This is a genomic window from Yoonia sp. (genome assembly GCF_042093035.1).
Lineage (GTDB): Bacteria > Pseudomonadota > Alphaproteobacteria > Rhodobacterales > Rhodobacteraceae > Yoonia.
The window spans coordinates 1-9557 of record NZ_JBELFI010000099.1 but is presented as its reverse complement, the minus strand read 5'-3'; the positions used below and the strand labels follow the sequence as shown (position 1 = coordinate 9557).

Annotated in this window: 13 protein-coding genes; 8 read left to right on the top strand and 5 right to left on the bottom strand. The window is 55.2% G+C overall.

Annotated elements, in window-relative coordinates; genetic code table 11:
* From ACFDSS_RS11585 to ACFDSS_RS11570, 4 genes are all read left to right on the top strand, one after another.
* The coding region (locus ACFDSS_RS11585) for a F0F1 ATP synthase subunit A (RefSeq protein ID WP_375255898.1) at positions 1–274 on the top strand (274 nt) is incomplete at its 5' end.
* 58 nt (positions 275–332) lie between these two features.
* The gene (locus tag ACFDSS_RS11580) at positions 333–557 is read left to right on the top strand and encodes a F0F1 ATP synthase subunit C (RefSeq protein WP_008233394.1); all 225 of its coding nucleotides are present in this window, start codon (positions 333–335) and stop codon (positions 555–557) included.
* 82 nt (positions 558–639) lie between these two features.
* Positions 640–1188 (top strand): F0F1 ATP synthase subunit B', encoded by a 549-nt coding sequence (locus ACFDSS_RS11575; RefSeq protein ID WP_375255897.1) that lies wholly within the window; start codon positions 640–642, stop codon positions 1186–1188.
* Between the two features lie 3 nt (positions 1189–1191).
* Positions 1192–1752: a F0F1 ATP synthase subunit B gene (locus tag ACFDSS_RS11570; protein WP_375255896.1), complete on the top strand. Its 561-nt coding sequence runs from the start codon at positions 1192–1194 to the stop codon at positions 1750–1752.
* A gap of 74 nt (positions 1753–1826) precedes the next feature.
* On the opposite strand, the gene ACFDSS_RS11565 is transcribed toward ACFDSS_RS11570, so the two are convergent.
* From ACFDSS_RS11565 to ACFDSS_RS11555, 3 genes are all read right to left on the bottom strand, one after another.
* On the bottom strand, positions 1827–2594 hold the full coding sequence (locus ACFDSS_RS11565; protein ID WP_375255895.1) for a FadR/GntR family transcriptional regulator: 768 nt from the start codon (positions 2592–2594) through the stop codon (positions 1827–1829).
* 109 nt (positions 2595–2703) lie between these two features.
* Positions 2704–3360: an OmpA family protein gene (locus ACFDSS_RS11560; protein WP_375255894.1), complete on the bottom strand. Its 657-nt coding sequence runs from the start codon at positions 3358–3360 to the stop codon at positions 2704–2706.
* Between the two features lie 115 nt (positions 3361–3475).
* Entirely contained in the window at positions 3476–4312 is an 837-nt protein-coding gene (locus ACFDSS_RS11555; RefSeq protein ID WP_375255893.1) for a methylated-DNA--[protein]-cysteine S-methyltransferase, read from the bottom strand.
* 94 nt (positions 4313–4406) lie between these two features.
* On the opposite strand from ACFDSS_RS11555, the gene nth reads away from it, so the two are divergent.
* Positions 4407–5051, top strand: a complete 645-nt coding sequence (gene nth / locus ACFDSS_RS11550; RefSeq protein WP_375255892.1) for an endonuclease III — start codon at positions 4407–4409, stop codon at positions 5049–5051.
* On the top strand, positions 5048–6040 hold the full coding sequence (locus ACFDSS_RS11545; RefSeq protein ID WP_375255891.1) for an adenosine kinase: 993 nt from the start codon (positions 5048–5050) through the stop codon (positions 6038–6040). Before nth ends, ACFDSS_RS11545 begins: the two co-directional genes overlap by 4 nt.
* On the opposite strand, the gene ACFDSS_RS11540 is transcribed toward ACFDSS_RS11545, so the two are convergent.
* Positions 6006–6725 (bottom strand): hypothetical protein, encoded by a 720-nt coding sequence (locus ACFDSS_RS11540; RefSeq protein WP_375255890.1) that lies wholly within the window; start codon positions 6723–6725, stop codon positions 6006–6008. The genes ACFDSS_RS11545 and ACFDSS_RS11540 overlap by 35 nt on opposite strands.
* A gap of 121 nt (positions 6726–6846) precedes the next feature.
* Here ACFDSS_RS11540 and ACFDSS_RS11535 point away from each other — a divergent pair, with 121 nt between their 5' ends.
* A complete protein-coding gene (locus ACFDSS_RS11535; protein WP_375255889.1) occupies positions 6847–7014 on the top strand; it encodes a hypothetical protein in 168 nt (55 codons plus the stop codon).
* 8 nt (positions 7015–7022) lie between these two features.
* Here the strand turns inward: ACFDSS_RS11535 and ACFDSS_RS11530 are convergent, their stop codons facing one another.
* Positions 7023–7820, bottom strand: coding sequence for a sulfotransferase family protein (locus ACFDSS_RS11530; RefSeq protein ID WP_375255899.1), 798 nt, complete (start codon positions 7818–7820; stop codon positions 7023–7025).
* A 143-nt stretch (positions 7821–7963) separates the two neighbouring features.
* Here ACFDSS_RS11530 and ACFDSS_RS11525 point away from each other — a divergent pair, with 143 nt between their 5' ends.
* Positions 7964–9538: a DUF5928 domain-containing protein gene (locus ACFDSS_RS11525; RefSeq protein WP_375255888.1), complete on the top strand. Its 1575-nt coding sequence runs from the start codon at positions 7964–7966 to the stop codon at positions 9536–9538.
* The last annotated feature ends 19 nt before the right edge of the window (positions 9539–9557 follow it).

Sequence of the window (9557 nt, the reverse complement as noted above, 5' to 3'; positions counted from 1 at the left end):
CGTCCTGCGTCCCGTCATCGCGGTGATCGAGGTGATTTCCTACTTCGTGCGCCCGGTCAGCCACTCCATTCGTCTGGCCGGCAATATCATGGCCGGTCACGCTGTTATCAAGGTCTTTGCCGGCTTTGCGGCCCTGACACTTGTGAGCCCGTTCGCGGTCTTTGGTATCGTGGCAATTCTGGGGCTTGAGGTCCTTGTCTCCGGTATTCAGGCTTATGTTTTCACTATTCTGACGTGTGTCTATCTCAAAGACGCGCTTCACCCCTCTCACTAAAAGGTTTGGTGGGCGTGGCCCACCGTACACTCAACTTCCAATCGTAAGGAGAATTCACATGGAAGGCGAACTCGCACACATCGGCGCTGGTCTGGCTGCAATCGGTTCCGGCGCTGCCGCTATCGGTGTTGGTACAGTTGCTGGCAACTACCTGGCAGGCGCATTGCGCAACCCATCCGCTGCTGCTGGTCAGACAGCAACATTGTTCATCGGCCTCGCATTTGCAGAAGCACTTGGTATCTTCGCATTCCTCGTGTCGCTTCTGTTGATGTTCGCAGTCTAGGAACGACCCATATCCTTACGGCTGACCGACGCGAAGCTTGTTTGCGTCGGTCAGTAAAACATCAAGGTATTCGGGGGCCATCATGGCGATAGATAAATACGACACCGTAACATCCAGTTGTGTCGATGCAGGGGGCTCCGCCCTTGGTATGCCACAGCTTTGCGCGGATTGGATGCCCAACCAGATCTTTTGGCTGGTTATCACTCTGATCGCGATTTTCTTTGTGATGTCACGTATTGCCCTTCCGCGCATCGCCGCGGTTCTGGCAGAGCGTTCCGGCACGATCACAAATGACCTCGCTGCAGCTGAAGAGTTGAAGAACAAAGCGGCGGAAGCCGAGGCAGCCTATGACCAGGCTCTTTTGGACGCCCGCGCGGAAGCCCAGAAAATCGTGGCGGAAGCGAAAGCAGAAATTCAAACCGAGCTGGACGTAGAGCTGCAAAAGGCAGACGCCCAGATCGCCGCAAAAACCGCCGAGAGCGAGGCCGCCATTGGCGAGATTCGCGCCGGAGCGTTGGACAGCGTCAAAGCCGTCGCCAAGGATACAGCCAAGGAACTGGTTGCAGCCATGGGTGGCAGTGCCGATGCAAAAACGATTACTGCTGCGGTGACATCGCGGATGAAAGGGTAAACCATGCGCCTTTTACTCACCTCCCTTTTTGCCGTTGCCGCTAGCCCTGCGCTGGCCGCTCCCGGAAAGCCGTTTTTCTCTCTGGAGAATACAGACTTCGTGGTCTGGATCGCTTTCGTCATCTTCGTCGGTATTTTGATCTACTACAAAGTGCCGGGCCTTGTCGGTGGCATGTTGGACAAGCGCGCTGAAGGTATCAAAGCTGAGCTAGATGAAGCCAAGGCATTGCGCGAAGAGGCGCAGTCGCTGCTGGCCTCATATGAGCGCAAGCAAAAAGAAGTTCAGGAACAAGCTGATCGGATTGTTGCGGCTGCGAAAGAAGAAGCGATGAATGCAGCCACATCGGCCAAGGATGAAATCGCCAAGTCGATTACGCGTCGCCTTGCCGCCGCAGAAGATCAAATTGCAAGCGCAGAGGCTTCTGCCATCAAGGATGTGCGGGATCAGGCGATTGCTGTTGCCATCGGTGCGGCCAAGGACGTAATTGCAGCGCAGATGGATGCAAAATCTGCGGGTGCCATGATCGACGATTCGATTGCAACCGTCGCAGACAAGTTGCACTAGTCCGTATCTTTTGACGATTCTAAAGCCCCGACCGCAGCGCTGCGGTCGGGGCTTTATTTTGAATATTTGAAAGGTTACGGGTTGGTTTCGTGGTCAAGCCGTTTGCGTGCAAAGGCTTCGTTTTTGTCCGCTTTTTGCTGATCTGACAGCGCCTTTTCGACAAAGCTCAGATGCGTTGCCACCGCGTCTCGCGCGCCGGCAGCATCGCGATCTTGCAGCGCCGCGTTGATCGCGCAATGCTGTTCCAGAAGTGTGTCTCGGGTCATGCGTTGCTTGAACATGATTGTGCGATTGTAAAACACGCCCTCGCGCAGCAACTCATACATTGAACGCATCATATGCAACATAATGACGTTGTGGCTCGCTTCGATAATGGCGAGGTGAAAATGCGCGTCGAGATGCGCTTCATCATCCGGATTGCGCTTTTTGTGGGCGGCTTCCATCTTTTCGAAGATCGTGTTGATAACCTTGAGATCGGTATCGCTGGCCATTGTTGCTGCGCGTTCAGCGGCCAACCCCTCCATATCGCGCCGGAAGTTGATGTAGTCGAAGACAGCTTTTTCGTGGCTCGAAAACAGCTTCACCAAAGCCGGGGAAAAAGCGGACCCCAGCACGTCGGCTACGTAAACACCTGCGCCGGCTTTTGAAGTCAACAATCCGCGATCTTGCAAGTCGCCCAAAGCTTCTCGCAATGACGGGCGGGAGACGTTCATTCGTTCGCTCAGTTCACGTTCTGACGGCAGGCGTTCGCCCGGTCGCAGGATCCCGCGCAGGATCAGGCCTTCGATTTGACGGGTGACGCCGTGGGAGAGTTTCTCTTGTTGGACCGGTTCAAAGGGCATCAATCTACCTTAAGTTATTGGTAAGATTATATGACCAAGATTGGCCGCTCACAACAAGAAAGGGGCTATCTTGCGATAACACCTTTCAAGCAGCGTGTCATTTACCGGTTCAGTTCGGTGTTATCACGATCTCTACCCGGCGGTTCATCTGGCGGCCGGATGCGTTCAGGTTGGATGCAATTGGCTGGTTTTCACCCGCACCGATTGACCGCACGCGTGATGGCGTAACGCCGCCCGCAAGCAGGATATTGGCAACAGCCGATGCGCGACGCTCAGACAGTCCTTGGTTGTAGGCCGCATCACCGACGTTGTCAGTGTGACCGATCACATTGACGGTTGTATTTGGATAGCGGTTGAGAGAGTTCGCAACGGTCAGCAATTCACTTTGCGAGCGTGCGGACACGGTGGCGCTATCGGTCGCAAAGAGCAGGTCCTGGCTTAGCACAACAACAAGGTTGCTCCCATTGTTGGAGACGCCCACATCGCTGCGCAGGCTGCGGCGCAGTTCTTCTGCCTGCTTGTCAAGGTTGTTGCCGATCGCGGCGCCAGCACCGGCTCCCAAAGCAGCCCCAAGCAACGCGGCTTGGTTTCGGCCACGCCGATCATCGCCATTACTTGCTATCGCGCCAATCGCTGCGCCGCCCAAGGCGCCAAGGATTGCGCCCTGTTGCGCGTTCTGGTTCCCGTTTGGTCCGGTTTCAGCACAAGCTGTCACAAAGGTCAGCGATGCGGCCGCGACAAACAGCGGTATTTTTGTAAAGGTCATGGTCATGGTTCCATTCGATTTGGATGCGCAGTCTGCGCTTATAGATGCGTTTGTTATCCATCTTTTGGCTCTGATATCCAATAACGCCGATGCGATAGGAAAATTCCCGCCGATCTTACCCTGCATCAGCCCGTGCGGATTCCCACGCCAGCATCGCGCGCTTGACCGGCAAACCCCAGTGATAGCCACCCAATGCCCCCGATTTCCGCAACGCCCTGTGGCAAGGGATCAACCAACTCACCGGATTGCGCCCAACTGCCGTACCCACGGCACGCACCGCTTTGGGGTTGCCGATAGACTGTGCGATCTCTGAGTAGGTGGTCACATGCCCTGACGGGATCGACAGCAACGCCTCCCACACTTTCAGTTGGAACGGCGCCCCGATCATATGCAACTTCGTTTCCCCGGTCATTCCAAGCGCTGACATCGCCCAGGGCCGAAGCATGCTGACATCTTCCACAAACCCAGCTTTGGGCCAGCGGGATTTCAGGTCTGCCATCGCAGGTTCTGCGCCAGCCTCTGCCGCGAATGCCAATCCGCAGATGCCCCGATCCGTACCCATCACCAAAGCAGGGCCAAAATGGCTTTCAAACCATCCCCAATAGATCGTCAAATCAGCACCGTCGCGGGCATAGTCGCCCGGGCTCATCGCTTCCCAGCGCACAAAGAGATCATGCAACCGCCCGCTGCCCGACAGGCCGACGGCATGGGCCGTTTCCAACGTCGTGAAACGGTCTCGGAGCAGGGTCTTGGCATGACCCAACGCCAGATATTGTTGGTACCTTTTGGGTGACACGCCGACCCATGTGGAAAAGAGCCTTTGGAAATGCGCAGGGCTCATGTTCATCTCAGCGGCAAGATCGGCCAGCGCAAGGGGGGTGTCTCCGGCGGCGTCAATTGCCGCAATCGCGCGGCGCATGACATGGTAATGATATGTTTGGTTTTGTTCCATGGGGTCAAACTATGCGCTGGCGCGGTCCCAAGCGACCCGAAAATTGCGCATCTGCGGCTTGCCCCGCTTGGGACATCGGGGCATACCCTCATGCATGGCAAAACAGCTTGATTATCACACTATTCGCGCGATCTTTGAACGCTTTCAGGCAGCCGAAGCGGAACCAGAAGGTGAGCTGGAGCATGTGAACGTTTACACGCTGGTGGTAGCAGTGGCCCTGTCTGCGCAAGCGACGGACGCGGGTGTGAACCGCGCGACACGCGCGTTGTTCAAAGTCGCCGATACGCCGCAAAAGATGCTTGATCTCGGGCTTGAGCAGGTAACAGAATATATCAAGACAATCGGTCTTTACCGCAACAAGGCCAAAAACGTCATCAGGATGAGCCAAATTCTTGTTGATGACTATGGTGGCGAAGTTCCCAATTCGCGGGCCGCACTGCAATCGCTACCAGGGGTCGGGCGAAAGACCGCCAACGTTGTGTTGAATATGTGGTGGGGCCAGCCCGCACAGGCCGTGGACACGCATATCTTCCGCTTTGGCAATCGTAGCGGCGTGGCCCCCGGCAAGGATGTCGATGCGGTCGAACGTGCAATCGAGGATCACATTCCGGCTGATTTTCAACTCCATGCACATCATTGGATGATCTTGCATGGGCGCTATACCTGCGTGGCGCGAAAACCCAAATGCGCGGCGTGCTTGATCCGCGATCTCTGTCAATTTGAGGATAAGAACTTATGAAGAAGTTTCAGGTTGTCGGGATCGGCAACGCAATGGTCGATGTGCTCGCGCGCGCTGAAGATGCGTTTCTGGCAGATGCTGGCGTGCAAAAAGGCATCATGCAGCTGATCGATATGGACCGCGCGGTTGATCTTTACGCGCGTGTTGGTCCTGCGAAGGAGGTCTCTGGCGGATCTGCTGCCAACACAATTGCAGGGATCGCGCATTTGGGCGGTCAGACGGCCTATGTTGGGAAGGTCAAAGACGATCAGCTTGGCGCGATCTTTGCGCATGATTTGCGGGCGCAAGGTGCCACCTATGAGACATCGCTCGCCCCAAAGACCGAAGAGGCCGAGACAGGGCGCTGCATCGTGATCGTCACACCCGATGGGGAACGTTCGATGAATACCTATCTGGGTGTGACCGAGTTCCTGACAGCCGACGACATTGACGACGCTCAGATGGCAGATGCTGAGTGGATCTACCTTGAGGGCTACCGGTTTGACGGGCCCGAAAGCCATGCGGCCTTTGCCAAAGCAATCGCGGCTTGCAAAGGGGCTGGCGGACGGGTCTCTCTTACGTTGTCGGACCCGTTTTGTATTGAACGACATCGCAACGCGTTCCGCGATATGGTACGCGACCACGTGGATCTTCTATTTTGTAATCGCGCGGAAATGCTGTCGATGTATGAAACCGAGGATTTTGTTGCAGCACTGGGAAAGTCTGCTGAGAATGTGCCAATCGTGGCGTGCACAGATAGCGAAAACGGTGTGTATATCCTATCGGGTGGTCAGCGCTGGCACGTGCCCGCGGTTCCAACGGAGATCGTAGATGCGACGGGTGCGGGTGATCTTTTTGCCGGCGCATTTTTGTGGGGGCTCACCCACGGCCATGCGCTTGAGATGTGTGGCAAGATGGGCAACGTCGCTGCGGCAGAGGTAATCAGCCATATCGGCGCGCGGCCAGAGTCCGACCTTAAGGCATTGTTTGCGGCGCAGGGATTGCTCTGAGCCAGAGCGCGTCAAGCGCATCAATTGCGGTCGTATCGAATCTGTCCTCTTGCTTCCAGTATTTGCCGGAGGGGACGAAATAGGCAAGCGCAGCTTCCTGCTTAAGGGCCTGATCGACAATCGGTTCATCGATCACAGGGGCGGGAAGATCAGGCAACATGTCAGGCGTTGCACGCGGGAAAACCAACCTGCTGGGGTCGCGCGAGAGATTGACCATTGCGCAGCCGTTGCGTGCGGCAATTGCCATCAGGCGGGCTGACTTTGCCTCCAGTGATCTCAGGGTCACGTCCTGGCGCAATGGGTCGGCGGTCCCCTTGCCATAAAAATGGGTTTTTGAGGTGTTGCTGTAGACCATGTCGCACCCCAAGACGGCGATCACCTTCGGTTTCAAAGCTGCCAATGCCCAATAGCTTGCCGTGAACGCCATCGTGCCGCCGGCATAGACGAAACCTCCAAATTGATTTTGCAAGGGCACGTAGTCAGCGGCTCTGATAATGCGCTGCGACGGGTTTCTTTTGGTGGGCATACGCTCAGCGGGAAAATCATCAGGGTGGATCAAGTCATCCCAGTCAGGCCGCACGGCCCAAGCGTTGTTGATTGCGATTATGCGATCAAATGGCTTGCGGGACCATTTGCAGCTTTCGACCACATTCGGGCTACTGCCTAGAATTAACACAACTGACATCTGCTTGGCCTCACTTTTCAAGGCAGATAACGCAAGGCTGGTCGCTGTCGAGGGCAGAGATGACTTTAATGCCTCCGGCGGGGATATTTCCACTCCGAAGAAGAAAATTCACAATCTCTTAATGAAGGCATGGGAATCCATGACGGCGGTACAGGCAGGGATGCCGATGACCGCCGACGAAGAAGCCGCCGCTGCGCATTTTGGTGCCAGCGGCGGTGGACGCGGCCCTCTTGAATTCTTCCGAGTGAAAATATCCTCAGGGGGTGAGGCCGCAGGCCGAGGGGGGTGAAAGCCCCCTTACTGGCTGAGTTTCGCGTGCACTTCATCCAGATCAATGTCACCCGTTGGCATCTTGTTTGACGGATCTTCAAAGTCATATTTGAAAAGTTGGAAATCCCTTTTGTACATCTCGTAGACCAGATGCATCGACAGATCATCAAAGTAATCTGCAACCGGATGTGCGCGCTTTGGCCCGTGTCCTTCGCTTTCGTTGAAACGCGGGATCGCGGCCAGATCAACGGGGTGTTCGGATTGCGTATTGTTCAGAACCTCCTGCATTCCATCATTGAACTTCTCGGTCCAGAAGATGGAATTGTACCGCCCTCCGTTTACAATGAAGGTTGAAATGTGCCCGGACATTGCAGACCAATGGATATCAGGATCCATCGGGCGCTGCCAGCGGATGGTATCGCGCGCAAATAGCAGGAAACGGCGAAAGCTTCTGATTTGGTCGAATTCAAATCCGATCTTCGGATCCCCGACCTCGATCCCGTATTTCTGGATCAGAAGCGGGACGAGGTTGCCGCGGTAGTAGGACCCGTTGCGCTGGATGCCGCAGATCTTGTCAAAAAACGATGAAAGAATACGGGTGTAAGGGTTTCGCACGCAGGTAAAGGCATAGCTTTCATGGGCTGTGATATTGCGTACAATCGGGTCTTGGCTGTCATCGAGCGCCCATTTGTGGATGCCTGATTTGGCATCATGGATATCACCTTCAAAGAATTCGCCATGATCGCCGTAGTACATGATCTGGCCGATGGTCGAGCAGGCGCATTTGGGCACCACGCGGTACACCATGCTTTCGCTTGTCGTCATCCATGTTCCGGGGAAACGCGCCACGGGGGGAACTCCTTCAATCAATACGGACACAAAGATCAAAGAAACGCTGTCACTTCAATGTCTGTTCGCGTTATGACAGATCCCATCGGACCCGTGCAATCCTAGGTCAACAGGCATCTATGGCGAAAATCGCTTTCATTCTCTTGTGTCATAAGGACCCTGACGCGATCATCGCGCAAGCCCGGCAATTGACAGCCGCGGGCGATTTCTTGGCGATCCATTTTGACGCCTCCGCTGGGGCAGAGGCGTTTTCGTCCATCAAATCCGCCCTTGCAGACAATGCCAATGTTGTGTTCGCAAAGCGGGTCAAATGTGGTTGGGGGCAATGGAGCCTTGTCCAGGCCACATTGAATGCACTGCGCGCAGCGACAGATGCTTTCCCGCGCGCCACGCACTTCTATATGGTTTCAGGGGATTGCTTGCCGATCAAGTCAGCGGCCTACGCGCGTCAGATGCTCGTGCAGAGTGATGCAGATTATATCGAGAGCTATGACTTTTTTGAGAGCGACTGGATCAAAACCGGCTTTCGCGAAGAACGCTTGATTTACCGTCATATCTTCAATGAACGCACCCAGCCGCGCCGATTCTATACCGCCCTCAATTTGCAACAAAAGCTTGGACTGACGCGGCGTGTCCCTGACGATATACAGGTGATGATCGGTAGCCAATGGTGGTGTCTGCGCAGGCAAACGGTTGAGGCGGTGCTGGATTTCGTTACGGAGCGACCAGATGTGGTGCGTTTCTTCAAGACGACCTGGATCCCGGATGAGACGTTCTTTCAGACACTCGTCCGCCATCTGGTCCCGGGCCGTGAAATCAAGAACCGGACGCTGACGTTTCTGATGTTTTCCGACTACGGGATGCCTGTCACCTTCTACAATGACCACTATGATCTGTTGTTAGCGCAAGACGGGCTGTTTGCGCGGAAGATCAGCACACAGGCGCAAGGCCTGCGCGACGCGCTCGGCGCCCTTTTTGTCAGCGATCAGTTGGAATTTGATGTGCAGGATGAAGGCCGCAGGCTCTTTCAATTTCTGACAACCCGTGGCCGTGAGGGCCGCCGTTTCGGCCCGCGCTTCTGGAGCGAAAGTACCAGCATCGGGCGAGGCCGCTCCGTGCTGATTATCGTCTGCAAAAAATGGCACGTCGCAAAGCGATTGAAGGATGCGATCGCAGCACAGCTTGATATGCCCGCATTGGCTTATCTTTTTGATGAAGACGATACGCCTTTGCCTGATCTCGGCGGCATTCAGTCATCTGTGCAGAAACGCGGGCGTCATCGTCGTGCTTTCATGCGGATGCTGTTTACGAATTTTGCGCAGGACAAGCTGGTGATTTGTGTCGATCCGGCTCGCGTTGACCTGATCCGTGATTTTTATACGGATCGCGCTGCTGTCCACCTTCTTGAGATAATTTGCAACTTTGACGATGAATACCTGCTCGGTCATGCCAAACGCATTGGCCTGGCCGGTGAGAATACTCAGGCTGTCATGCTCAAGACCTTGTTACCCGCGGTGCGCAATGACTTGATGCATGAGCGCGATGCATTACGTGATGCCGCATTTGCGAATGCCCACCGCATCAATGAAACTGCGTCTGTAGCTGAAAATGCAGCGGCACTGGCCCAGTTTTTGGGTATCACGCTCGCGCAGGCTACTGACCTTGCTCAAACCCCCCATCTTTTTGCTGATTGAGGACATCCATGGATTACGC

Excerpts from the sequence above, each read along its gene's own strand:
- ACFDSS_RS11570 (WP_375255896.1), top strand. The coding sequence starts at position 1,192 with ATGCGCCTTTTACTCACCTCCCTTTTTGCCGTTGCCGCTAGCCCTGCG.
- ACFDSS_RS11555 (WP_375255893.1), bottom strand. The coding sequence starts at position 4,312 with ATGGAACAAAACCAAACATATCATTACCATGTCATGCGCCGCGCGATT.
- ACFDSS_RS11525 (WP_375255888.1), top strand. The coding sequence starts at position 7,964 with ATGGCGAAAATCGCTTTCATTCTCTTGTGTCATAAGGACCCTGACGCG.
- ACFDSS_RS11560 (WP_375255894.1), bottom strand. The coding sequence starts at position 3,360 with ATGACCTTTACAAAAATACCGCTGTTTGTCGCGGCCGCATCGCTGACC.
- ACFDSS_RS11580 (WP_008233394.1), top strand. The coding sequence starts at position 333 with ATGGAAGGCGAACTCGCACACATCGGCGCTGGTCTGGCTGCAATCGGT.
- ACFDSS_RS11575 (WP_375255897.1), top strand. The coding sequence starts at position 640 with ATGGCGATAGATAAATACGACACCGTAACATCCAGTTGTGTCGATGCA.
- ACFDSS_RS11545 (WP_375255891.1), top strand. The coding sequence starts at position 5,048 with ATGAAGAAGTTTCAGGTTGTCGGGATCGGCAACGCAATGGTCGATGTG.
- ACFDSS_RS11565 (WP_375255895.1), bottom strand. The coding sequence starts at position 2,594 with ATGCCCTTTGAACCGGTCCAACAAGAGAAACTCTCCCACGGCGTCACC.
- ACFDSS_RS11535 (WP_375255889.1), top strand. The coding sequence starts at position 6,847 with ATGAAGGCATGGGAATCCATGACGGCGGTACAGGCAGGGATGCCGATG.
- ACFDSS_RS11530 (WP_375255899.1), bottom strand. The coding sequence starts at position 7,820 with ATGACGACAAGCGAAAGCATGGTGTACCGCGTGGTGCCCAAATGCGCC.
- nth (WP_375255892.1), top strand. The coding sequence starts at position 4,407 with ATGGCAAAACAGCTTGATTATCACACTATTCGCGCGATCTTTGAACGC.
- ACFDSS_RS11540 (WP_375255890.1), bottom strand. The coding sequence starts at position 6,725 with ATGTCAGTTGTGTTAATTCTAGGCAGTAGCCCGAATGTGGTCGAAAGC.